This is a genomic window from Oxobacter pfennigii (assembly GCF_001317355.1).
Taxonomy (GTDB): domain Bacteria; phylum Bacillota; class Clostridia; order Clostridiales; family Oxobacteraceae; genus Oxobacter; species Oxobacter pfennigii.
In genome coordinates this window covers 1-24,035 of sequence record NZ_LKET01000026.1, presented here as the reverse complement: position 1 = coordinate 24,035, position 24,035 = coordinate 1, and the positions used below count along the sequence as shown (strand labels likewise).

Here is a 24,035-nt window from a genome sequence, read left to right as displayed (position 1 = left end):
CCTTGAAAATACAAAAATTCTTAAACTTCCTTCGTTCAAACAATCTAAAATTCTAAGTATTTTCTGCGGCAGACCCACCAAGAACTTGCTGAGAACTCTCACAATGCTCATTTACGTTGTTTCATATGCAACAGCCCCAGATTTTTCATCTGAAACATTAGTTTTTATGTGCCGGATTACCCTGGTTTCTTTCCTATGGATTAAAATATAAAATTCACACAAAATATATTGTTGGTATTCACCTATAAAACCGACGTATAATATATATTACCTTGTATTTATAGGGGAGGAATTGTCATGGGAATAAATGATGTTGAATGGAAGAAGGAAAGCGAGTGGCTGGATACTGTGCTGAAAGAAGCACATAAGCAGCTTGATGAAAAGCGGCATTTAAATGACAAAATAAAAAGAGAAAATATAGAAACTCAAAGAGAATTATGGCAGGAGGTCGGTTCTGTCTCTATAGCCAATGAATTAGACCAGCTGTCGGATTTTATGAGTTATATTGATATATTAAGATGGCAAAAGAGAAGCCACGGATTCATAGAAAAGGTTAAGGAAAAGTATGAAAAAATGATTTTATCCCCCTACTTCGGAAGAATAGATTTTCACGAAAGCGGAGAGGCGGGAGCTGAAAAGTTTTATATAGGCATATCAAACCTGGTGAACGATGACTATGATGTTCTCATTTACGACTGGCGGGCCCCTGTTTCCGGCATGTTTTATGATTATGAAATAGGAGAAGCGTCCTATGTATGTCCTGAAGGGGTTATCAAGGGACGACTGACTTTAAAGAGGCAATATAAGATAACCAATGGCAAAATTGAGTACATGTTTGACAGCAACCTTAAGATTGACGATGAAATCCTTCAGGAAATACTGAGCAAAAGCACCGACGACAAAATGAAGGCAATTGTGACTACCATTCAAAGGGAGCAGAACAAGGTAATACGCAATGAAGAATTTAAAAATTTAATTGTACAGGGCCCTGCGGGCAGCGGAAAAACATCCATTGCCCTTCACAGAGTCGCCTATTTATTATATAAGTATCGTGAAAAAATAACCTCTCAAAATATAGTTATATTTTCACCCAATCAGATTTTTAATGATTATATATCAAATGTATTGCCCCAGCTGGGTGAGGATAATATCTCCCAGACAACCTTTAAGGAATATATGCATAAAGCTTTAGGATATGAACTTAATAAAGAAGATTACTACGATATGATGGAATATATCCTGTCATCCCAGGATAGCCCCGCTTATCAACGAAGGATGAACAGCATAAAATACAAGTCTTCCATGGAATTCATCCATGTTTTAAAGCAATATGTAAACCATGTGCAAAAAGCAGGCAGGAGCTTTGATGATATAATTTTCGGTGGCAAATTAATAATTTCCTCCAAAGAATTGAGGGAACTTTTTCACAATGATTATATCGACCTTCCTATAAAAAGAAGGCTTCAAAAGATAAAGAACAGGATTTTGTATCTTCTTGAGCCTTACGAAAGGAAAAGTATAAATGAAGCTGCGGGAAACAAAATTTACAGCGTGAAGGCAGAATTAAATGAAGTATATCAACAGGTTGACCGATTGACAGATTTTAATCTGATTGATCTTTATATGAAGCTCTTTGAGAATTTGGAGCAGTTTTACCATAACGTAAATACAGAATACACAAAAGAAGAAATAGTCGATATAAAAAGCTATACTCTGGAAAATTTCAAATATCATACCCTGTATTATGAAGACCAGACTCCCCTTTTATATCTGAAGGGTGCATTTGGAGACCTTCCAAAAACAACAGATATAAAATATGTTATTATTGATGAAGCTCAGGATTATACTCCCCTTCAATATGAGGTTTTTCATCAGCTTTTTGACCATGCAAGTATTACAATGCTGGGAGATTTAAATCAATCAATAAACCCATATATGAATGTAGGAGATTATAATAATATATCACATATATTCTCAGAGGATAATACCTGTATTATGAGCTTATCTAAAAGCTACAGATCCACGGCGGAAATAACACGATTTTCGAGGAAGCTTCTTAACAAGGAAGTCACAGCGGAATCGGTGGCAAGGCACGGAGATGAACCTATAGTCTTTGGCTTTAATAAAGAAGAGTATATAAAGGAAAGAATTCATAGAGACATAATAAAATACAAAGGAAAAGGATATAAATCCATCGGTGTCATAACAAGGACTAAAAAACAGGCTAAAGAAGTATACGATTATTTAAAGGACAGAGTAGAGATTAAGGTGTTGATTGACGACGATGAGGAATTCTTAAACGATGTAATTGTAATACCGGCTTACCTTGCCAAAGGGCTGGAATTTGACGTGGTTATAATCTTCAACGCCGGCGAGGGAAATTACAATAGTGAGGAAGAGAGGCTTTTATTATATACAGCCTTAACCCGCGCCCTCCATGTTTTATGTGTGTATTATTCAGGAGAGCCTACAATGCTTTTACAGGGAAGTTAAATCTTTTAGTTTAACTTCCCTGTATTTCTATCTCCCTTGCAAAATTTTCAACAGCTTCTATATAAAGCTTTGGTTTAAAAACATGAATGACGTGATTTGCAGGGATTTTTATATATTTAGCATGAGGTGCAAGCTTCAGTATTTGTGCGGCATCCTCATCATCCATTGCCCCAACTAAACCCCAGTCTTTATAGCGGTGCCAATTGGCATGCATTATAAGCAGAGGACATTTTGCACGGCTTAAGGCATCTTTGTGGTCTATGCCTTCATAAAATCGCCCGTCTACAAAAGCCCGTGAAAAGTCCGGGTCGAACATGGAGAGGGATTTTAACATAACTCTTAGTGTATCGGCAAATCCAACTTCCAGTGGCTGCCCCGGGTGATTTGCTTCATATTTTTTTATCATTTTGGACAGTATTTTGACAAACCAGTCCGGCATTTCTTTATTTCGATTTTCAGATACAGGCATCTTAAGCCCTTTAAAATAGTTGGCAATATCTCGGTTTTCAATATTTCCTATGGTGTCAACTAAGTGTTTAAGGCCGTTATACACGTATTTATCCTGCTCTTTAAATCTTGGGATTTCGGCTGAAAACACAGGCGCATCTTCAATTACTGCACCCATGATAAAATCAGGCAAATTTGCCGCACACCATAATGCTATAATGCCTCCGGATGAGTTGCCGGCAATAATTGCTTTGTTCTTTACCACATCTTTTAAAAAGGCCTTCATATCTTCCCCTATGATTTTCCAGGAATAGTTACCGGGGGTCCAGCTTGACTTTCCATGGCCTCTTATTTCAACTACATATACCTTGAATTTCTCGGATAAAGGAATCATAACCTTTTTGTAGCTCTCCCAGGTACCCATTTGGGCAGGAATAAGCACAAGAGGGACTCCGTTATCCGGCCCTGAAACATAATTCATATTAATTTGTCCCGTGAAAAACTGCTGTTCTTCAAATCCGGCTTCTTTAACTTTGGAGTTTTTAATTATTCCGGACGTATGTTCATAGGGGTTTTTATACATTAAATTTCCCTCCTGAATTATAAAACTCAAAGGTTTAAGCTGCATTAAAATTATAACATAAAAAGGAGGTTTTAAACCTTCTTGAATTATTTCAATAGATAAAAAAGTTAGCTTAAGCTAAAAAACTTATTGACATTGATGTTCTTAACATGATATATTTACTCATAAGTTAGCTTGTACTAACTTGATTTTTTAAAATTAAGTTAGATATAGATAACTTAATTAATTTTATTTATGATGAGGGAAGGCATGGAAATCAGGTTAAAAGCTGCTTATTTTTGGCAATGGAAAAGGATTTCAATTATTGTTTTATTTTTGATTCTCCTCACAGCTTCGCTTATGATTGGCTCATCGGCCAGCGTCAGCTTTAATGCCTTGTTTAACAAGGATTTAACGGCATGGAGCGTTTTATGGCACAGCAGGATTCCGAGGACTGCTGCCATAATATTGTCTGCAGCAGGCTTGAGCGTCGCCGGTCTTATAATGCAGGCCATAAGCCGCAATAAATTCATGTCGCCTTCAACAAGCGGCACTACGGATGCAGCTGCCTTTGGACTGCTACTATCATATATATTTTTAAATCAGCAGCCGGGAATTGTACAAACATTGTTTGCCTTTGTGTTTGCTTTTTTTTCAACACTTATTTTTACATCTGTTATAAACAGGCTGAAAATTAGAGAGGTAGTGTACATTCCTCTTATTGGAATGATGTACGGAGGCTTGATTTCAGCCTTGACTACTGCCGTGGCCTACAGGTTTGATGTGATGCAGATGATGACAGCAATAAACTTGGGAAGCTTTGCAAGAATCGGGGATTTTTCCACGGTATACATAGTAATTTTACCCCTTGTCTTTGCCATAACTTATTCCACCAGGTTCAGCATCATAGGCATGGGCGAGGACTTTTCAAAGAATTTAGGTCTTAATTATAACAGGGTTGTTTTTGTTGGTCTTGTTATAATAGCCCTTATAAGTGCCGCAACCTTTGTGGCAGTAGGACCGCTGCCTTTTGTAGGGCTTATAATACCCAATATGGCAACCTCCTTTTACGGTGACAATATGAAAAAGTCCATTATAGATTTGATGTTTTTCGGAGCAGATTTTGTCCTTGTATGTGATGTGTTAAGCCGTCTTGTTATCCACCCCTTTGAGATGAGTGTCAGTTTGACCATAAGTATCATAGGGGGAATCATATTTATGATTTATTTGATAAGGGGGTTAAGAGGTGCTAAAAAGATTAAAACCGCAAACTAAACGTGCTTTTCTCATATACGCAATCCTTGCTCTGCTTCTTGCAGCATCTACATTTTTGTATATTTACTCCAGAACCTATGCCAAAGCAACAAGGCTTAATTTGGTAATGGAACCAGCGGTTTTTGGCAATATCATGAGCCGAACAGTGCCTGCTTTAGGAGGAATGGCTGTTGCCTCAGTACTCATCGCAGTCGTAAGCCTGGCTTTTCAAACCATAACCGAGAGCAGGATATTGACTCCCTCAATGATAGGCTTTGACTCGGTATTTATAGGAACCCAAACCTTAATTGTCTTCTTATTCGGGTCAATGTCTAAGGTGTTTTTAAACCCTTATCTCAATTATTTGATTGTGGCAGGGGCTATGATTGTAATTTCAATGTTCATGTATGGGTTTATACTCAGAAAAAATAAAAATAATCTGGTCTTTCTTTTAATGTTTGGACTTATACTATCGGGAGTCATAAGGAGCGGTTCTACATACTTGCAGGTCATCATGGATACAAATGATTTTAATCAGGTGAGGGCGGCTACCAGCGTCACGGTAAACAATATGAACACCAATATCATTATGCTTGCCATTCCCATTATGATATGTGTCATTGCAGTTATGCTTTTTCGTCACAGAACCTATAATGTTATGTCTTTAGGGCCTGACAACGCAAAATCCTTAGGGATTAATTATGAAAGAGAGCTGAATATAAATCTGGTGCTTATATCCATTGGTATGTCTATTGCCACAGCATTAATAGGGTCCCTTGCCTTTTTAGGTCTGCTGGCAGTTAATATAAGCCGTGAGATTTTTAAAACCTATGAGCATATGCTGCTTTTTATAGGCTCGTCAGCAGTTGCGGCACTGGCGCTTATTGCCGGCCAATCCATAGTCGAGTTGTTGCAAGGAGCTGTACCTGCAGTGGTAATAATCGATTTGGTGGGCTGCTCATATATGTTCTGCCTGATCGTGAAGGAGAATGGTGTTTAGATGATAGAGATAAAAAATATTAATCAAAGATACAACAAAAATGGCAGAAAAAAAACTCTGGAAGATATAAGTCTGGTGGTAAAGGAAAATGCCATTACTGCGCTGATAGGTGCAAACGGAGCCGGAAAGTCCACTCTCTTAGGAGTAATAACCAACCTAATTCCTGCTCTTTCAGGAACGGTAACCATCGACGGTATGGATATAAAAAGGATTAAAACCAGCGAGGTTGCAAAGAAGGTAGCCATATTAAAGCAGACACACAACATTAATATCCGGATAACAGTAAATGACCTGGTGGAGTTTGGTCGTTTTCCCCATTGCGGTGGAAGGCTTACGGATGTTGATAAGCAAAAGGCAGAGGAAAGCCTTAAGTACATGAATTTGTCTGGTTTGGAACACCGGTATTTGGACGAGCTTTCGGGAGGACAGAGGCAAAGAGCTTTTATTGCAATGATTTTAGCCCAGGACACGCCTTATATATTCTTTGATGAGCCTTTAAATAATCTTGACATCAAGTACTCAGTGGAGATGATGAAGGTAATTAAAAACCTTGTCATCGAATTGAATAAGACGGTGGTGGTTGTGCTTCATGATATCAATTTTGCTTCAGCCTATGCCGACCATATAATAGCCATGAAAGACGGCCGCATTATAAGCCAGGGCAGTCCGAAGGATATAATCACAAAAGCGGTTTTAGATGATGTATTTGACCACGATTTTAACATAGTTGAGCAGGACGGCAAAAGCGTCTGCCTGTATTATGACAAGATGTAGCCTGGTTGGGCTATATAAAACAACCATTAATATATATAATATATAAAAATTCAGGAGGTTAACAATGAAAAAATCAATTATTTCTTTTATATTAACTGCCATGATGGCGCTTGGAGCGCTGTCTCTATCAGGCTGCAACAAAGCACCTGAAACTCAGGCACCGGAAGAAACACCGGCAGAAACAGTTACTGTAACAGATTCGGACGGAAAAGAAGTAACTTTAAATACCAACCCTACAAAAGTGGCAATTTACGATTATTCAATACTTGATATATTATATAATGGAGACTTTGATAAAACAGGCATCACTCAGTTGATAGTCCCCTCAAAAGACAGCCTTCCTGCTGATTTGTCCTTCTACAAGGAAGCAGGTGATGACAAGGTTATTTCAGGCGGGAGCTTGTTCTATGTGGATTGGGATGTACTGGACCTGGTACAGCCTGAACTTGTCATCACAGGCGGAAGGGCATTTGGAGTGGGCGCTTCAGGTGAGAGCTTAAGCAAAGAAGAAAAAGAAAAATATATGACTGATACCTTTGCAAGATACCCTGATGCAAGTTTTATGAAGCTTACAACGAATGCCTCAAATTCCCAGCTTTTAAAAGATATAGAGCATAATATAACTACTCTGGGACAGATTTTCCCTTCTATCAAGCCTGAGCTTGATGCAAAGCTTGAAAAGATAAAGAAGGATTTTGCAGATATAAATGCGAAAGCTAAAAGCTCAGGTAAAAAAGCATTGTTCTGCATGATGGTAGACCAGACTACACTTTCAGTATTCAACCCTAACAGCCGTTTTGACATGCTTTATGAGGATTTTGGTTTTACACCGGTAGATGACGGAGCAGTGGCTTGGACAAATCAGCACGGCTTTGATGTACGTGCGGAATACGTTCTTGAAAAAAATCCTGATGTTATCTTCCTTCTTGACAGAAGTGCAACTGTAGGAACAGGAGCAGGTGCTGAAAACTTCATGAACGACCCGATAATAAAACAGACACAGGCTGCTAAAAACGGTGATATCTACGTATTGACAGGGGATGCATGGTACACTATGACGGGCGGTATCACAGCAGCTGAAAGAATGGTAGAAGATATAAATCAATATATAAGCAAGCTCAATTAATTCAACATAAATTTATACACTGATTTGAAAGTCCAGTTTTACTGGACTTTCAAATCGTTATTGGAATATTTTTATGTTCCTTGAAGAAAACGTTTATGTTTCTTATTTTTAAGATAAAAAATTGATTTAAAAAAAGATTTGTGATAGCCTAAGAGGAGTTATTAAAATTTTTACATGTAAAATTTTTTTTGGTTTTATTTGAACAGGAGGTAGAAATAGTAGTGGAAACATCCAGACAATCTTTGTGGTCCAAAAACTTTGCAGTATTTTTCCTATCAAGTTTTTGCATGAGTATAGGATTCCAGTTCTTAAGCCCTATGCTGCCTTTATATGCAACTAACGTCTTAGGAGCACCACAGTCACAGATAGGTTATTTAATCGGGGGATATTCACTGGCTGCTTTGGTCATAAGGCCTTATGCAGGATATGCTTTTGATTTTATGGGAAGAAAGAAGATGTATGTTATTGCAATGGGAATGCTGGCAGTCATATCATTCTTTTATCCCTTGTCATCCACTTTCTTTCTGCTTGTATTGGTAAGAAGCTTGCACGGTGTATGCTTCGGACTGACCAGCACAGGCAGCGGAGCCATTGTTGCAGATATCCTTCCTTTTGAAAGAAGGAGCGAGGGTATAGGGTATTTTGGCCTGGCCCAGACCATATCATCGGCGTTAGGTCCGGCTCTTGCTTTATCAATTATGGGTGATAATCAATACAAGAAGCTTTTCCTTATTGCATCCGTATTAATTGTTTTCGCATTTGCTTTTTCTTCAATGATAGCCCTGCCCAAGCAGGTTAAGCCTACCAGAGCTATTAATTTGAAAAGCTTATTGGAAAAGAGAGTATACAGGGTTTCAGCTCTTAATATGCTGGTGGGAGTAGTAAACGGTACAGTTATGTCATACATCCTTATTTACAGTAAGGAAATAGGCATAGTAAACGGAGGAGTGTACTTTTTAGGAAATTCCATCGGAGTTGCGGTAACAAGGCTTTTTACAGGTAAATTGGTAGATAAGCATGGCCCAAAATATGTAGTTACTTTTGGTTTTATTTCGTTTATAGCAGGAATAATAGTTTTATCAATGAGTACCGGACTTATTTCATATATTATAGCGGCTGTATTGATGGGTTTGGGCAACGGTATAATAATGCCGTGTCTTCAGGCTATGACCATAAATATAGTTGAGCCTGAAAACAGAGGAGTTGCCAGCACAACATACTATGCGCTTACCGATATAGGTGTAGGCGGAGGAGCAATTATACTTGGCATGATGACAAAGTATGTATCTTTAAGAGACATGTTCTTATACAACGGATTGTTTTTACTCATACCTCTGATATTATTTCATATATATGTCATGAATGACTATAACAGAAAATTAGCTTTAATAACTGCGCAAAATTAATAAAAAAGCTTTAACAGCACCTGATTTTTGTTTAAAATGAAAATTAGGTGCTGTTTTTAAAAGCATTTGAGAAAGATTACAAATGTAAAGGAGCTTGTTATGAAGGTTTTGATTATCGGAAATAAAGACAGATATAAGAAATACATGCCTGATTTGGATGTGGTGAAGAGCATTGAAATGGTTTTCTGCCCTCGGGGTGCCGATGATGAGGAAATATTGAAAGCAGTTCCTGACGCACATGCGATATTAATTGACCCTATGGCAAAGCTTTCAGGACATGCCATAAGCAATATGCCTAATCTTAAGATAATACAGTCGGAAGGGGTAGGATATAACGGCATTGATTGTAATGCCGCTAAGGAAAGGAATATATATGTATGCAATTCCAAGGGTTCAAATGCAGCTGCCGTGGCAGAGCAGACCATTCTTTTAATGCTTAGTCTTCTGCGCAATCTTATCGTAGGGGACAGGACCGAGAGGGAAGGCAATCAAATTCAAATGAAGGAAAAGATGATGGTAGAGGGAATAACTGAATTGGGAGACTGCAAAATAGGCCTTATAGGCTTTGGAGATATCGCCATGGCAACAGCAAAAAGGCTTATACCATTTGAATGCCAGACTTATTATTATACAAGGACAAGAAAGTCTGCCGAATTGGAAAAGGATTATAATGTTACTTATATGAATTTGGATGAGATGGCAAAAACCTGTGACATAGTAAGCATACACTGCCCCGTAACGCCTGAAACTACAGGCATGATAAATGCAGAATTTTTAAGTAAAATGAAGCCCACATCATACATAATAAATACGGCCAGGGGAGAAATTGTTGACAACAAAGCATTATATGATGCTATTGTAACGGAAAAAATAAAAGGTGCAGGTTTAGATACGGTGTATCCAGAGCCTACAACAAAAGATAATATATTATTAAACCTGCCAAGGGAATATGAGGACAGGATAATATTCTCACCTCATATAGGCGGCATTACCACAAGCTATTTCGTTCGCGCCCATAAAAAGAACTGGATGAATGTAGATGCTGCATTAAAAGGAAAACGCCCGGATTATGTTGTAAATGGACTATGATGGGGACATTTCTCCGACTACCCTATAAATTTATAGGTTGGAGACATATCTTCGACTACCTCAGACTTATTCCTTAAGAAGAGAAGGTGCGTCCCCTAACACTGAATAAGAGGAAAAGTGTCCCCTAAAGAAGTATATTAAAGAAGGAGGATGAAAAATGATTTCACAAAAATACAAAAAGATGCTGGAAGGTAAATCTGTAATAAGGCAGCTCTCTGAATTTGCCACAGAGCGCGGAAAAGCAATAGGTTATGAAAATGTATTTGATTACAGCTTAGGTAATCCATCTGTTCCCGTCCCAAGGGAATTTACTGATGTTATGATTGAAATGCTAAAAGAAAAAAATCCGGCAGAGCTTCACGGATACAGCCCCAGCTTGGGAATTCCTTCTGTAAGGAAGAAAATTGCTGATTCATTGAACAAAAGATTCGGTATGAATTACACCGAAAACCACATATTTATGACCAGCGGTGCTGCAGGTGCCATTGCCCATGCAGTAAGGTGCGTATCAGATGCAGGTGATGAAATTTTAACCTTTGCACCATTTTTCCCGGAATATCATCCTTACATAAATTTATCGGGGGCGGTGCTTAAGGTTGTTCCGCCCAATACAGAAGATTTTCAGATTAACTTTACTCTTTTTGAGGAAATGCTCAATGAAAAAACAGCAGCCGTATTGATTAATTCTCCCAACAATCCTTCAGGTGTGGTTTATTCCGAGGAAACAATAGTAAAGCTTTGCGATATGCTTAAGAATAAAGAAAAAGAATACGGCCATGAAATTTTTATAATTTCCGATGAGCCCTACAGAGAAATATTATTTGCAGGTGTAAAAGCACCCTATGTATCAAATTATTATGATAACACATTATCCTGTTATTCATATTCAAAATCCTTGTCATTGCCCGGAGAACGTATTGGTTATGTTGCTGTTAATCCAGCCTGCAAGGATTCGGAATACTTAGTCAGCATGTGCGGGCAAATATCAAGGGGTATAGGCCACAACTGCCCGCCGTCAATAATTCAGCTTGCTGTAGCTGAGGTTGTTGATTTAACTTCAGATATGTCCATATATGAGCGCAACATGAATTTGATTTATGAAAAGTTAGTGGAATTGGGCTTTACTTGCGTAAAACCGGGAGGAACCTTCTATATCTTCCCTAAAGCATTGGAGGAAGATGCAAAGGTATTTTCACAGAAGGCCACTAAATACGATTTGATATTGGTGCCGGGAGACAGCTTCGGCTGTTCGGGATATTTCAGAATGGCATATTGTATCGATACTGAAAAGGTAGAACGCTCCCTTGCCGCTCTGGAGAAATTCATAAAAAGCGAATACGGTATATAAATTTCACTAAATATATTAAGGTGCTCATTTAGCACCTTAATATATTTCAGTATACCTGCCGGTTAACATGTGAATAAGCCAGAAAAAACCTTTCCGAATTGGGAAAGGTTTTTTGTTATACAAGCATTCTATATAAATCAGTCAATGAGCACGCAGCCTACATAAGTCAGAGTGCCGGGACCATAATAATATTCAACCCCATTTGATTTACAGACATCACTTACCAACAAACCATAAGCCTCCATTGATGAAGTCATGCTATTGGGGAAACGACAGGGACTATCTGGATATGTGCATTTTTCACATTTCTTGCATCCGCCTGCGCCAAGAAGCATGGCATCTGGATATATTTTCTTTATTCTTTCCGAGAAGTCATCAAAATTATTCTTATGGGTTTCAGCTAACTCCATCATACCTTCGTAATCGAAGGAATCCTCTAATTCACCTGTAGTCTGTAAAATAAGTCCATGATGATATTTTTTCATCCTGCTTGCGCATTCTTCCAATGTGCCGCAGGCAGGAGGACATGACCAGTTTTTTCCGTAAGCATGGCATTTATTTTCCGCACAGGCATCACGGACTTCATTTCTTGCAACAACAGTATCTACATTTAAATCTCCGACGTTGGTAAATCCGCAGGATACAGCCAATTGTTTTATATCATCGTAATTCATAGTTTTCTCCTTTTATAAAAAAATATAAACACTTGCAATTACCTAGATTGTACAGTTTAATTATACCTCAACAGGGGGTAAAAACAAAGGGGACGGTTCACAATTGTTTGTCATTTTACAACAATTATGAACCATCCCCAGTCACTTAGTTATTTATTAGATTTCGCTGTATATGGTCCTGGAGTGCCTGTACAATTCTTCTCTGAATGCAGGAGTAATTGCTGCAGTTGCATAGGAATTTACTACTAAGCCTTTTCCGGGTACGCAGAATTTTTCAGCAAATGCTTTAGCTGCTGCTCTCTGTTCAGCTTCTGAAGCTTCAGGGCTTACAGCGTCCGGAATAACGCCTATCAATAATTGGTCGCCATATTTTTCATAATAAGCCTGAGTATTATTCATAGTCTGTGGAGTCCATGAATCCCATCCTGCTGCTATGATATTTGGGATCTGTTTTTCAAGCATTCCGCATGAGTGTAAGTCAGCATACAAACCCTTTGAATGGAGGTGGTCTGTAACCTTCTTCATGGCGGGAACTATCATTTCTTCTGCAGTAGAAGGTGAAAAGAATGTATCCTTCTGCGCTGCCCAGTCGTCGTGGAAACAGAATCCATCAATACCAGGGAAGTGTTCAAGATATTTGTCAATGAGCTTAATGTAAAGGTCAGAAAGCTTGTCAAAGAGTTCTTTAACTGCATCCTGCTGGTCTTCATCTATAAGAGCCACAACAGCTTTATCAAAGTCCATGAAGGATATAAGTCTTTCATACCATCCGTTTAATACCCAAGCGATATTGAACTGTTCCGGATTAAGATGGATATTCTTAACACTGTCTTCCCAATTCCATTTGTCCAGGTCCGGCCAAACTAATTTTTCTTTCCATTCATTAGCATCTTTAAGGAATGGAGCTCCTGGCTTAACCATTGAACCGCCGGCTACCGGTACATATACCCATTCAATACCAAACATATCTTTTCCGCCGCCTTCAGCCGGCGGCATCATTGTATCTTCGAATGCAAATGCTCTGGCAACGTTATCCGGGTTGGCTTTTGGAGTAATGAAACGTGTTTCAACATTGCTTATTGCCCAAATTGGCTGTTTCTTTAAAGCCGCAATGTATCCTTCTTTTCTGGATACGGGAAAATCATAAACAGGTGTAGGAGCTCCTCCCATTCTGTTTGGAATTTCGCTTGCAACTTTGAGTTCTTTTTCATCAAATTTTATTGCCATATTTTTTCACTCCTCTTAATTTATTAGCTTGTTAATACATTGATTTAACCACATTACTAGCTTGTTTTTGCCAATCTTTCAATATTAGCAGCTGCATACTTGGCAGCATCTTCGTCAGTTATTTTATACCCTACAATCATCAGCACAGCTGCAACTACATAAAAGGCTGCCGGTATACCGCCTAAGAGCAGCATAAATTTGTCAACAAACTGTGGAGTAGGTGTCATGCCGGCTGTATAGCCTATAATTGCAAGGCCGTAACCTGAGACAGCTCCGCCAAGAGCAAAGCCGATTTTAAATGGCATTGTAAACAATCCTGTTGCCATAGCACGATAGTCCTTACCGGTTTTATAAAACCCGTATTCTCCTGCATCCAGAACGTAGAGGGGTCCGAAAGCCTGGAAAAAATACATAGCCACTGCACTGATACAAGAAAAAATTATATATACAACCAAGGAGCCTTTTGCAAAGAAAGAAATGCATAAATTTCCGGCTGCATAAATAAGCAATCCATATACCATGGCATTCTTTTTCCCAAGTTTTCTGCCGATTTTGGGCCCTATTATACTGGCCACCAGGCCAAAGGCTGTGGTTATTGTCATAGCCAGTGACATTAATAGGAAATTACCCAGTACATACATAAAATAGTAAGCTAAAATGCCGTTGAATGTCATTAGACCGATATTGAATAATGAACTTGCTGTTATATATACCAGGAGCTGGCTGTTTGTAGCAACAGATTTAACTAAATCTGATATCTTTGTAGAAACAACATTGGTGGCTGTGTCCTTTGGTTGAGGAATATCATAGGGCGCTGCCGCTTTTGACAGCATCATATTGCCTACAACTAAAACCAACCCAAACAATGTTGCAGCAATTGTATATGCATTCGAACTGCCAACGTATGGCGTTATAGCCTGTATGAAAGGAAGAGTTATGGCCGATACCAGTATATTGCCGGCCGCCATCCACTGAGTACCCCTTATGGAAAGCTTGTCTCTGTCCTCCATGTCGCTGCCTGCCATTGCCGAGAGAACACCATACTGTGCTGTTTGTATAAAGTTCATAGAAAAGTGCAGCATACCATATCCTAAAATTGTTACTATCATTTTGGTATAAGTAGGAAGCTTAGATGTATCTATAAATTGAATTACGATACCAAAAAAGACCACAAAACGCAAAATGATCAGCCATGAACGGTACTTTCCCCACTTAAAATTTGTCTTTGAAACTACGCTGCCTGCAATAAGACCGATAACAAAGTCAATGGCACGGGCAATTAATAAGGTAGTTCCCATGAGTGCTGCGCTGTAGAGAAGATTTTCCGTCATGAAAATTGTTAGATAACTCATAGGTATAGCAAAAGCTAAACTGGAAGCAAAACTATAGAAGGCATAAGCATTAATTTCAGATGATTTGAGTTTTGACATATCTCATTCCTCCGTCACATTATGATTATATAGAAATACCAATTATAACCATATATTGCTGTGATAACAAAGGTAATTAATGCCACAATACTTACACTATAAGTGCTGCATGGAAATTATAAATTAAATATTAAACCAGTTCTTTAGCTTTAACAGCAGCTCCGCCTGCGTCACGGGCATAAGCGTCAGCTCCGATTGAGGATGCAAATTCAGGAGTGATAGGTGCTCCGCCTACTAATACCTTGAATCCTGTTAAACCGCTGGCTTTAATTGCCTCTACTGTTTCTTTCATAGCCGGCATAGTTGTTGTCAAAAGTGCTGAGCAAGCTACTACTTTTACATCAGGATTTGCTTTTATTGTTTCAATAAATTTTTCTTTTGTGACATCAACACCAAGGTCGATAACATCGAAACCTGCGCTGCCTATCATAAGAGCAACAAGGTTCTTGCCGATATCATGAAGGTCTCCTGCAACAGTTCCTATTATGCATTTTCCAAGGGAAACTGAACCTTCACCTGCAAGAACAGGTTTTAAAACTTCTACCCCTTTTTGCATTGCTTTACCTGCAACAAGCATTTCGGGAACAAATATTTCTCCTGATGAGAATTTGTCACCTACTACTCCCATAGCTTCAACCATTGCTTCAAGGATAGCAGTTGCTGCTTGTCCTTCGTTCAATGCTTCCTGTACTAAACCAGGAACAACTTTGGTTTTACCGGCTGCGACGCCAGCTTTTACTTCATCAATTTTTGACATTTTAATTTCCTCCTTTTAATACATTTATATTAATGCGGTCAAAGTTATTGACTTTGCCTCATAATATACCGCTGAATTTAATTAGGGATTGACTTATAACTTTATTAACTTGTTCATTTATATATCATTTTCGGAAAAGAATATACCTTGGAATGCATAAGACACTAAAATTTTTGTATATCTGCTGTTTGTATATGCCAAAGCAAAATGATAAGCAAACAGCGGAATCCAAAAATTTCATAAATTACATATCGAACTGGGGAACTAAAATGTCTATAAAAGTTATGTCATAACCTGTAAAACTTTAAGGATAATGCCGGTGTTATGTATAGGAAATTTTTCATTTCTTTTGAATATGCTTCCAGAAAGCCAGCAAAATACCGGAATTATTCCTTTACACGTAAAGTCACATATATATAATACCATTAAAATTACAATAAATAAATACTACTAATGAAAAAAATGTACAATAAAAAAGGCTATAAATATATAGCCTATAAACTGAAATCATCATAATTTACTGCATTTAAGATGCTTGCCTTATTCAATCCTGAAATATGGACACACTTTAAAATTCAATTTATTTAGTATATTTTTAGCTTCAGCAAGAATAACATCTATTTCTTCTTCTTTAACATGCATGAAAACAAAAGGTATGCGTGCTGCATAATCGCTAAACTGCTCGAAGGTGCAGCTGAGCTTTCCCGTGAAATAAGCATACATTAAAGATAATGCCGAAAATTGTGATGCAATTGACAACATGGTGAGCTCGTCAGAAGAGCGGTCAATTTTCAGGTGGTACCGCCTATCATGCATTTTGTAAAGGTTAACACCGCCTGAAAACTGATTTTCAAAGCTGCTGTTCATGTATTCACAGAAAAATAAAAGAGCTTTTTTATCTTCATTGTATAAACGATGAACCATCATAATCTCAGCAGCTGTGCTGTATTGAAGATTATATTTTTCAAAGTTTCTATATATCCTCTCGGTGATATGATTTTTAATTTCAGCAGTGAACTTTTGAACAACGACCTTTGCCAGATTTGCTTTGGTGCCAAAGTGGTATGTAATCAAAGGCTTGGTTATTTTACAGCAATCAGCAATATCCTCAAAGGATGTATTGTTAAAGCCCTTTTCGTAAAACAATCTTGTTGTATGGTATATTATCTTTTTTTTGTTTTCAGATGATTTATTTTCATTCTTCATAATAATTTATAATAGCATATTTAATAAAAAAGTTGAATACTATTTTGCCAGAAATATGGAGGGCATAGCTCTTGAGATAGCAAGCATTAGGAGAGCTATGCCTTATGATATAGTTCTCATTTCAAAGGTGCATTATTTTGAGTTATTCTAATTCATATATTATTTATAGAAATACTTGGCTTTTTGCTGATACTCTTTGATGCTGACATCTGAATCGGGTTAGAGTCGGTTAATATACGCAGGATGTGTGGGGTAGCTATAAAAATCGGAGTGTTTCCATCTGCATCAGAAAGTACCAGAACGCCATATTCATTGCGGTAGATATTTCCAGTGGCTGTAATAGCAGGACCCAAACGGATATCTACGCCGGTATCCAGAGGCAGATATGACTGTATTGCCGCAATAGTGTTGGCATCACAGCTTTGGGGAAGAGGAACGGGGGTGGGCAAATAAGTGAAAGTTGGGTCGTATACTGTTCCATCTCCGGGATAAATAGCTGTGATGTTAGTAATGGGCAGTGCCTCATAGTCATCATTAATGTCCACTAAACGCAGAATTCCAGGACCTGCTGCATTTGGATCCGTGTACAAATCAAGCGGCACGCCTGAATAAGAAGCCAGAGAATTAGAAAACACCGACCAGGTGGTGCTGGAGTAGGATGAGATCATCTGCAAAAGAATGTTGGATAGTTGGTTTATGGCAAGGCATTGCGTATCATCCGGAGTCATGCTCTGAGATATTACCAGCATTGCTTTTAACGGGACCTGTGCTGCATAATAAGCGGTACTCATGCTGGTGTTTATTAAAGAAATCGTAACAGGAGCCGAGGATACTTCTATAATTCCTGCCCCATAAACCAATCCGGTTTTGTTTGGAGAATTTCCTATTAAAAAATCTCCTTCAGAAGAAGAAACGGCGAATACAACTCCATCTACTGAGGTGGATGACTGAGTTGCAACCCACCAATTGATTTGATATCTGCCTGTTTCGTTTAAGGCTATGATACCTGTGGAGCTGTCATAGTTAATATTTCCATAAGAATATGCAGTTGTATCAAAAATCACATTACTGCCGGCCAATATTTGTTCTGCTACCTGCAGGTTAATTTGAAGTGCTGTGTTCATGACTGTTCTCCCTTTCAACATTTATATATACGGTATGACTTTTTCTGACTATCGTGATGTATAAATTGTTATAAAGGACAGTTATGTATATCTTATTTAATATTAATATCTCCAGGTATAATGTTCTGATAGTGGCTATCAAGGGTGTCATACTTTCGTTATATTTTATGTCGAAAATGAAAAAATGTGTATTTTCTTTTGAAGGCCGAATATTTTTATTATAATTCAGGTAATTTATATATTGACTATTATATATAAAATATATTATATATAAAATATATATTTTATGGAGGTCTGCCATGAACATTTCCGAATTTAAAAATATCATCTGGGATTATACGAGAAAAATTAATGAGAATACAAATAAAATCTTTAGTCCTTTATGCGAGCAATATGGATTGACAATGCTCCAGGTAAGAATACTCATGGAATTATATAAATATGAATCCCATAGTATCGGAAGCCTGGCTGAAGGGATATATGTTGCCGGAGCAAATATATCTTCCATGTGCAAAAAATTAGAGCATATGGACCTGCTTAAACGAGTAAGAAATCAACAGGACGAGAGGGTGGTTACGGTAGCGCTTACACAAAAGGGCAATGAGATTGTATCGAGAATGGACAAATTCTTAAATGAAAAGATACTGCAAAATATCGACGAAAAGGCAGAAGAAACCTTTGACGACATAATCAGCGGAATTAAAAAGCTCAATGATTTGATGCAAAACATCGTTTCTGCCGGTAAGAATTAATAAAGGGTTAGATAAAAATATATAAATGTAAATTTTGCATGATGTCTCTGGTAAACTGGGGGGATAATTAATATGAATATACTTGTTACTTTGAATTCGAATTATATAAAGCCTTTAAAAATCATGCTAAAATCACTTTTTATAAATAATCAGGAAGAAAGCTTTTCAATCTATTTGATACATTCCAGTATTAAAGATGAGGAATTGGATGATTTAAACAGCTATATCAGATTACATGGCAGTCAATTAATAGTAATTACTATTGATGACAGCTATTTTGAAAATGCACCAGTTGTTCTCCATTATACCAAAGAAATGTATTATCGCCTACTGGCATTTAAATTTTTACCTCAAAACCTTGACAAAATATTATATTTGGACCCCGATATTTTAGTAATCAATCCCATAAGGGATCTCTATTATATGGATATTAAAGGTTTTTTGTATGCTGCCGCATATCATGATGTTATTTCTATTAAAGAGATAAACAGACTCAGGTTAAATCCCTATGAAATAGATGCATACTACAATTCAGGAGTGCTTTTGATGAATCTGGAGCTTCAAAGACAACTCGTTGATGAGCAGTCCATTTACAAGTTTGCAGAAAAAAATAAGTCCAAATTGATTATGCCGGATCAAGATATATTAAATGCTCTATATTCGAAGAAGATAAAAAGTCTGGACGAAAAACTATATAACTATGATGCAAGATACTACACATATTATAAGATCAGAAGTAACAGGGTGTGGGATATGGACCATGTCATACGAAACACAGTCATACTTCACTTTTGCGGAAAGAAGAAACCCTGGAAAAGAAATTATAGCGGTAAATTTCATTCTTTATACAAACACTATGAAAAACTGGCATTAAGCTAGAAGTATTACAAATTTCCAGCATAATCCCAGGCAAACATTTAAGTATTAATAATTAAAGAGATGAAAAATATGAAATTCATAAGAAAATTTTTATTCCACAGAGTCGCTTTCATATGCATCGCAGTATTAATACAGCTTTCAGTTTTAATAGGAATAATTCTGAGGTTTAAAGAATACTTTGTCTTATTTTACGGTGCAAGTATATTTGTCAGTGCCATTGCAGTGCTATGGATCATAAATAAAAAAGGCAATCCGGCATATAAGATTGCATGGATTATACCTATATTATTGTTTCCTATTTTTGGTGGATTGTTTTATATTTTTTTCGGCGGCAACAAGCTAAGCAAAGCTAAAAAGCGCAGAATGAAATCCATAGGAGATAAAATGATAGCAGCTTTACCGCCCCGGAGCTTTATACTGGATGAAATAAGTTCGCAAAATGAAACTGCTGCCAATCAGTCAAGATATATACAGGATTATGCTTATAGCCCGCCTTATGGTAATACGGTAACTGAATATATTCCCATTGGAGAGATAAAATTTGAAAGATTAAAGGAAGAATTGAAAGAGGCAGAACATTATATATTTTTAGAGTATTTTATCATCAGGGAAGGCGTGATGTGGAATAGTATACTGGATATTTTAGTTGAAAAGGCATCCAAAGGTGTAGATGTACGCGTCATTTATGACGATATAGGTTGTATACTTACTTTGCCCTATGGATATGATAAAAAGCTTGAAGCCATGGGGATAAAATGTTGCATCTTTAATCCCCTCATTCCTATATTATCTGTTGGTATAAATAACCGGGATCACCGTAAAATTGCAATAATTGACGGCTGTGTAGCATTCACCGGGGGGATTAACTTAGCGGATGAGTATATAAATGAGATTGAAAAGCATGGCCATTGGAAGGATTCGGCCATTATGATAAGCGGGGAAGCGGTGTGGAGCCTTACCGTAATGTTTTTGTCCATGTGGGATTATCTAAGGGGAATAGATGAAGATTTTATGACATTTAAAAATGACATTACTGTAAAGAATCTTAATGAAAGAGATGGGTATGTCCAGCCTTTTGCTGATAATCCATTAGATGATGAATCCGTCGGAGAAACGATTTATCTCAATTTAATCAACAAAGCCAAAAGATATGTTTATATTACCACACCTTATTTAATTATTAATAATGAAATGGTAACGGCCTTATCATCAGCTGCTAAAGGAGGAGTTGATGTACGTATAATTGTGCCTTATTGCGGGGATAGATGGTTTGTTCATGAGGTTACAAGATCCTACTATAAAGTACTTGTTGAGAGCGGAGTAAAAATTTATGAATATATCCCTGGATTTATTCATTCAAAAACCTTTGTAGTGGACAATGAATATGGAGTAGTTGGTACTATAAACATGGATTATAGAAGTTTATACCTGCACTTTGAATGTGGTGTATGGATGTATAATTCACCCAGTATTGTTGATATGAGAGAAGATTTTTTTAATACTTTAAAAATGTGCAATCAGATTACCATGGAAGACTTTAAAAACATCAAGTGGTATAGGACACTGGTGCGCTTTGTATTGCGCGTTTTTGCACCATTGATGTAAATCTTTTAAATGATGAAATTAAGGGGTTTGCAGATATGTATATGGTGAATTATATCAATAATTCATATTAAGATTTCATAAAAAATTAAATTAGGAGTGATAAAAAATGGACTGGCTGAGAAGATTTATGATGGGAAGGTACGGCTGGGATCAGCTTTCATTAGCTCTTGTAATATTCTCATGTGTATTGACTTTTTTTGCTGACGCATTTAAGCTGCCCTTTATGGTTTTACTGAGTTATATTCCCATGCTCATAAGCATTTTCAGGTTTTTTTCAAGAGATACTTATAAGCGCAGTATGGAAAATTATAAATTTTCCATAATTTTAAGCCCGGTTTATACCCGGCTTAAAAAAGCAGTGCACTATATCAAAGAATCAAGGAGCAATAGGAGGTTTAAATGTCCTAACTGCCAAATCGGAATGTGGGTGCCTAAGGGGAAAGGAAAGATAATAATAACATGTCCAAAATGCAGGACTGAGTTTAAAAAAAGTACATAAATTATGTATTTGCTGTTAATTAAAAATAATATTATTAAATAGATGAGGGCAAATAAAATGGGAAAGATTATATTAAGTGCAGATAGCACGTGTGACCTTGGTGAGATGTTAAGAGAAAAATATAATGTTTATTACCGGCCTCTTCATATCATACTTGGCGACAAGCAATACGATGACGGCGTGGATATTGCACCTGATGACATATATGATACATATAAAAAGCATCGAATTTTACCAAAGACAGCAGCTCCAAATCCCAGCGAGTATGTAAGCCACTTTAAGAGATGGACTGATGAGGGTTTTGAAGTAGTTCATATAAATATAGGTTCCGGTCTGTCCTCATCATTTCAGAATTGCTGCATTGCGGCGGCAGAGCTTAAAAATGTTTATCCTATAGATTCTCATAATTTGTCTGCAGGTACCGGTCTTCTTGTTTTAGAAGCTGCAGAACGCATAGGGCAAGGCATGCCGGCATCTCAAATTCAACAGGAAATAATGGATTTAAGGACTAAAAGCCATGCAAGCTTTATAGTAGATAACCTTACTTATCTTTATGAGGGGGGAAGGTGTTCTGCCATAGCTGCCTTAGGGGCAAATATACTCAATATAAAACCCTGTATAGAGGTCGATAACACCAGCGGAAAAATGAGCGTAGGGAAAAAATACAGAGGTTCTCTAGACAAAGTATTAAGACACTATACTTTAGATAAATTAAACCAGTATACTAACATAAGAACTGATAAAGCTTATATTGCACATTCGGGTATATCAGAAGAGAGAATAAATTTTGTAAGTGATACCATGAAGGAAATATACGATTTTAAGGAAATATACGTTTCAAGAGCCGGCTGTACCATTTCTTCTCACTGCGGCCCCAATACTTTAGGTGTGTTTTTTATGACAAAGTAAAAAAATAAATATTTCATTATATATAAATAAGAGGCCTGGAACTCCAGACCTCTTATATTTTTGATTTATTCGATGGTAACGCCTGCACTTGCAAAACCGGTTATGATAGTTGCGATATCAAGACCTCCTGTAACGGCTGCCGAGAATACCATCATCAGCCGGGTTTGTGCTGTCACGGGAATTGAAAGCCCTGTCAGGATACCGTTGGCAGTAGTACCGATAGCAACAGCTCCGGTAAGGACAGGAGCCAGGTCGACTATTGTTCCCGGAACTGGAGCAAATGCATCATCAGGGGTAGGTGAACTGTAAAGCTGCGCCGAAATGGTTACTTCGCTTCCAACAAGCGCAACAGCTGCACCGACACTGAAATATGCTGCGATATCCGTTATTGTGCCATCTCTTGGCATCGAGAAGGCAAGACTGTTAAGACCGGTGGTGTCAATTAAACCGCCTACAATAAGAGCGGTATCATTGGAACCAAAACCGATAAGCCCCTGTGTGCCTGCTAATCCACCCAGAACTGTAGTCAGCGTGGTGACAGGTCCACTTGCAAAGGGAATGATAGCACCAGCAGCAGTAGCACCGGTAGCGCCAGTCGGGCCGGTAGGGCCAGTAGCGCCAGTAGCACCCGTGTCACCGGTAGCGCCAGTCGGGCCGGTAGGGCCAGTAGCGCCAGTAGCACCCGTGTCGCCGGTAGCGCCAGTCGGGCCGGTAGGACCAGTAGCGCCAGTAGCACCTGTGTCGCCGGTAGCGCCAGTCGGGCCGGTAGGACCAGTAGCGCCAGTAGCACCCGTGTCGCCGGTAGCGCCAGTTGGGCCGGTAGGGCCAGTAGCGCCAGTAGCACCTGTGTCGCCGGTAGCGCCAGTCGGGCCGGTAGGACCAGTAGCGCCAGTAGCACCTGTGTCGCCGGTAGCGCCAGTCGGGCCGGTAGGACCAGTAGCGCCAGTAGTACCTGTGTCACCGGTAGCGCCAGTCGGGCCGGTAGGACCAGTAGCGCCAGTAGTACCTGTGTCACCGGTAGCGCCAGTCGGGCCGGTAGGACCAGTAGCGCCAGTAGCACCTGTGTCGCCGGTAGCGCCAGTCGGGCCGGTAGGACCAGTAGCGCCAGTAGCACCTGTGTCACCGGTAGCGCCAGTTGGGCCGGTAGGACCAGTGGCGCCAGCAGCACCTGTGTCGCCGGTAGGACCAGTAGCGCCAGTAGCACCTGTGTCGCCGGTAGGACCAGTAGCGCCAGCAGCACCTGTGTCGCCGGTAGCGCCAGTCGGGCCGGTAGGACCAGTAGCGCCAGTAGCACCTGTGTCGCCGGTAGTGCCAGTCGGACCGGTAGGACCAGTAGCACCCGTTGGTCCGGTAGGACCTGTAGGGCCTTCAAAACTTTCAAAATTTATTTCAAGAAAAGGCGGCGTTGCAGTTTCTCTGGCAGTAAATGCAATAATTGTATCATTAATATCTTCTATGCCACGTATTTCCAGTC

The 24,035-nt window shown here is 38.5% G+C and carries 21 protein-coding genes; 13 read left to right on the top strand and 8 right to left on the bottom strand.

Features of this window, described 5'->3' with window-relative positions; translation table 11 throughout:
• The first annotated feature begins 297 nt into the window (after positions 1 to 297).
• Positions 298 to 2,493: an RNA polymerase recycling motor HelD gene (gene helD, locus OXPF_RS05450; protein ID WP_054874202.1), complete on the top strand. Its 2,196-nt coding sequence runs from the start codon at positions 298 to 300 to the stop codon at positions 2,491 to 2,493.
• A 10-nt stretch (positions 2,494 to 2,503) separates the two neighbouring features.
• Here helD and OXPF_RS05445 read toward each other — a convergent pair whose 3' ends face one another.
• Positions 2,504 to 3,523 (bottom strand): alpha/beta fold hydrolase, encoded by a 1,020-nt coding sequence (locus OXPF_RS05445; RefSeq protein ID WP_054874201.1) that lies wholly within the window; start codon positions 3,521 to 3,523, stop codon positions 2,504 to 2,506.
• Between the two features lie 249 nt (positions 3,524 to 3,772).
• On the opposite strand from OXPF_RS05445, the gene OXPF_RS05440 reads away from it, so the two are divergent.
• From OXPF_RS05440 to OXPF_RS05410, 7 genes are all read left to right on the top strand, one after another.
• Positions 3,773 to 4,777, top strand: a complete 1,005-nt coding sequence (locus tag OXPF_RS05440) for an ABC transporter permease (RefSeq protein ID WP_054874200.1) — start codon at positions 3,773 to 3,775, stop codon at positions 4,775 to 4,777.
• Positions 4,749 to 5,756: an iron chelate uptake ABC transporter family permease subunit gene (locus OXPF_RS05435; RefSeq protein WP_054874199.1), complete on the top strand. Its 1,008-nt coding sequence runs from the start codon at positions 4,749 to 4,751 to the stop codon at positions 5,754 to 5,756. The genes OXPF_RS05440 and OXPF_RS05435 overlap by 29 nt, the downstream gene beginning before the upstream one ends.
• On the top strand, positions 5,757 to 6,530 hold the full coding sequence (locus OXPF_RS05430) for an iron ABC transporter ATP-binding protein (protein WP_054874198.1): 774 nt from the start codon (positions 5,757 to 5,759) through the stop codon (positions 6,528 to 6,530).
• A 64-nt stretch (positions 6,531 to 6,594) separates the two neighbouring features.
• A complete protein-coding gene (locus OXPF_RS05425; protein WP_054874197.1) occupies positions 6,595 to 7,656 on the top strand; it encodes an ABC transporter substrate-binding protein in 1,062 nt (353 codons plus the stop codon).
• A gap of 221 nt (positions 7,657 to 7,877) precedes the next feature.
• Positions 7,878 to 9,062, top strand: coding sequence for an MFS transporter (locus OXPF_RS05420; protein ID WP_160317157.1), 1,185 nt, complete (start codon positions 7,878 to 7,880; stop codon positions 9,060 to 9,062).
• A 99-nt stretch (positions 9,063 to 9,161) separates the two neighbouring features.
• The gene (locus tag OXPF_RS05415) at positions 9,162 to 10,151 is read left to right on the top strand and encodes an NAD(P)-dependent oxidoreductase (RefSeq protein WP_054874195.1); all 990 of its coding nucleotides are present in this window, start codon (positions 9,162 to 9,164) and stop codon (positions 10,149 to 10,151) included.
• Between the two features lie 157 nt (positions 10,152 to 10,308).
• On the top strand, positions 10,309 to 11,499 hold the full coding sequence (locus OXPF_RS05410) for a pyridoxal phosphate-dependent aminotransferase (RefSeq protein WP_054874194.1): 1,191 nt from the start codon (positions 10,309 to 10,311) through the stop codon (positions 11,497 to 11,499).
• 137 nt (positions 11,500 to 11,636) lie between these two features.
• Here OXPF_RS05410 and OXPF_RS05405 read toward each other — a convergent pair whose 3' ends face one another.
• From OXPF_RS05405 to OXPF_RS05375, 6 genes are all read right to left on the bottom strand, one after another.
• The gene (locus OXPF_RS05405) at positions 11,637 to 12,173 is read right to left on the bottom strand and encodes a DUF2284 domain-containing protein (protein WP_054874193.1); all 537 of its coding nucleotides are present in this window, start codon (positions 12,171 to 12,173) and stop codon (positions 11,637 to 11,639) included.
• 156 nt (positions 12,174 to 12,329) lie between these two features.
• Complete coding sequence (locus OXPF_RS05400; protein ID WP_054874192.1) at positions 12,330 to 13,400, bottom strand: uroporphyrinogen decarboxylase family protein; 1,071 nt, start codon at positions 13,398 to 13,400, stop codon at positions 12,330 to 12,332.
• 56 nt (positions 13,401 to 13,456) lie between these two features.
• The gene (locus OXPF_RS05395) at positions 13,457 to 14,830 is read right to left on the bottom strand and encodes an MFS transporter (RefSeq protein WP_054874191.1); all 1,374 of its coding nucleotides are present in this window, start codon (positions 14,828 to 14,830) and stop codon (positions 13,457 to 13,459) included.
• 130 nt (positions 14,831 to 14,960) lie between these two features.
• Positions 14,961 to 15,587 carry a corrinoid protein gene (locus OXPF_RS05390; RefSeq protein WP_054874190.1) on the bottom strand — a complete coding sequence of 209 codons (627 nt, stop codon included), beginning with the start codon at positions 15,585 to 15,587 and terminating at the stop codon, positions 14,961 to 14,963.
• A gap of 540 nt (positions 15,588 to 16,127) precedes the next feature.
• On the bottom strand, positions 16,128 to 16,793 hold the full coding sequence (locus tag OXPF_RS05385) for a TetR/AcrR family transcriptional regulator (protein ID WP_054874189.1): 666 nt from the start codon (positions 16,791 to 16,793) through the stop codon (positions 16,128 to 16,130).
• A 152-nt stretch (positions 16,794 to 16,945) separates the two neighbouring features.
• Positions 16,946 to 17,917, bottom strand: coding sequence for a hypothetical protein (locus OXPF_RS05375; RefSeq protein ID WP_054874187.1), 972 nt, complete (start codon positions 17,915 to 17,917; stop codon positions 16,946 to 16,948).
• 299 nt (positions 17,918 to 18,216) lie between these two features.
• On the opposite strand from OXPF_RS05375, the gene OXPF_RS05365 reads away from it, so the two are divergent.
• The 5 genes from OXPF_RS05365 to OXPF_RS05345 all read left to right on the top strand — a co-directional run bounded on the left by OXPF_RS05365 (position 18,217) and on the right by OXPF_RS05345 (position 22,561).
• A complete protein-coding gene (locus OXPF_RS05365; protein ID WP_054874185.1) occupies positions 18,217 to 18,669 on the top strand; it encodes a MarR family winged helix-turn-helix transcriptional regulator in 453 nt (150 codons plus the stop codon).
• Positions 18,670 to 18,741: 72 nt separating this feature from the next.
• A complete protein-coding gene (locus OXPF_RS05360; protein WP_054874184.1) occupies positions 18,742 to 19,548 on the top strand; it encodes a glycosyltransferase family 8 protein in 807 nt (268 codons plus the stop codon).
• Between the two features lie 60 nt (positions 19,549 to 19,608).
• A complete protein-coding gene (cls, locus tag OXPF_RS05355; RefSeq protein WP_054874183.1) occupies positions 19,609 to 21,153 on the top strand; it encodes a cardiolipin synthase in 1,545 nt (514 codons plus the stop codon).
• A gap of 106 nt (positions 21,154 to 21,259) precedes the next feature.
• Positions 21,260 to 21,652 carry a hypothetical protein gene (locus OXPF_RS05350; RefSeq protein ID WP_054874182.1) on the top strand — a complete coding sequence of 131 codons (393 nt, stop codon included), beginning with the start codon at positions 21,260 to 21,262 and terminating at the stop codon, positions 21,650 to 21,652.
• Between the two features lie 57 nt (positions 21,653 to 21,709).
• Positions 21,710 to 22,561, top strand: coding sequence for a DegV family protein (locus OXPF_RS05345; protein WP_054874181.1), 852 nt, complete (start codon positions 21,710 to 21,712; stop codon positions 22,559 to 22,561).
• A 65-nt stretch (positions 22,562 to 22,626) separates the two neighbouring features.
• Here OXPF_RS05345 and OXPF_RS23605 read toward each other — a convergent pair whose 3' ends face one another.
• On the bottom strand, positions 22,627 to 23,949 hold the full coding sequence (locus OXPF_RS23605) for an exosporium glycoprotein BclB-related protein (RefSeq protein ID WP_083479718.1): 1,323 nt from the start codon (positions 23,947 to 23,949) through the stop codon (positions 22,627 to 22,629).
• Between the last annotated feature and the right edge of the window lie 86 nt (positions 23,950 to 24,035).

Coding starts and splice junctions, on each gene's coding strand:
- helD (WP_054874202.1), top strand. CDS start 298: ATGGGAATAAATGATGTTGAATGGAAGAAGGAAAGCGAGTGGCTGGAT.
- OXPF_RS05445 (WP_054874201.1), bottom strand. CDS start 3,523: ATGTATAAAAACCCCTATGAACATACGTCCGGAATAATTAAAAACTCC.
- OXPF_RS05440 (WP_054874200.1), top strand. CDS start 3,773: ATGGAAATCAGGTTAAAAGCTGCTTATTTTTGGCAATGGAAAAGGATT.
- OXPF_RS05430 (WP_054874198.1), top strand. CDS start 5,757: ATGATAGAGATAAAAAATATTAATCAAAGATACAACAAAAATGGCAGA.
- OXPF_RS05425 (WP_054874197.1), top strand. CDS start 6,595: ATGAAAAAATCAATTATTTCTTTTATATTAACTGCCATGATGGCGCTT.
- OXPF_RS05415 (WP_054874195.1), top strand. CDS start 9,162: ATGAAGGTTTTGATTATCGGAAATAAAGACAGATATAAGAAATACATG.
- OXPF_RS05410 (WP_054874194.1), top strand. CDS start 10,309: ATGATTTCACAAAAATACAAAAAGATGCTGGAAGGTAAATCTGTAATA.
- OXPF_RS05405 (WP_054874193.1), bottom strand. CDS start 12,173: ATGAATTACGATGATATAAAACAATTGGCTGTATCCTGCGGATTTACC.
- OXPF_RS05400 (WP_054874192.1), bottom strand. CDS start 13,400: ATGGCAATAAAATTTGATGAAAAAGAACTCAAAGTTGCAAGCGAAATT.
- OXPF_RS05395 (WP_054874191.1), bottom strand. CDS start 14,830: ATGTCAAAACTCAAATCATCTGAAATTAATGCTTATGCCTTCTATAGT.
- OXPF_RS05390 (WP_054874190.1), bottom strand. CDS start 15,587: ATGTCAAAAATTGATGAAGTAAAAGCTGGCGTCGCAGCCGGTAAAACC.
- OXPF_RS05385 (WP_054874189.1), bottom strand. CDS start 16,793: ATGAAGAATGAAAATAAATCATCTGAAAACAAAAAAAAGATAATATAC.
- OXPF_RS05375 (WP_054874187.1), bottom strand. CDS start 17,917: ATGAACACAGCACTTCAAATTAACCTGCAGGTAGCAGAACAAATATTG.
- OXPF_RS05365 (WP_054874185.1), top strand. CDS start 18,217: ATGAACATTTCCGAATTTAAAAATATCATCTGGGATTATACGAGAAAA.
- OXPF_RS05360 (WP_054874184.1), top strand. CDS start 18,742: ATGAATATACTTGTTACTTTGAATTCGAATTATATAAAGCCTTTAAAA.
- cls (WP_054874183.1), top strand. CDS start 19,609: ATGAAAAATATGAAATTCATAAGAAAATTTTTATTCCACAGAGTCGCT.
- OXPF_RS05350 (WP_054874182.1), top strand. CDS start 21,260: ATGGACTGGCTGAGAAGATTTATGATGGGAAGGTACGGCTGGGATCAG.
- OXPF_RS05345 (WP_054874181.1), top strand. CDS start 21,710: ATGGGAAAGATTATATTAAGTGCAGATAGCACGTGTGACCTTGGTGAG.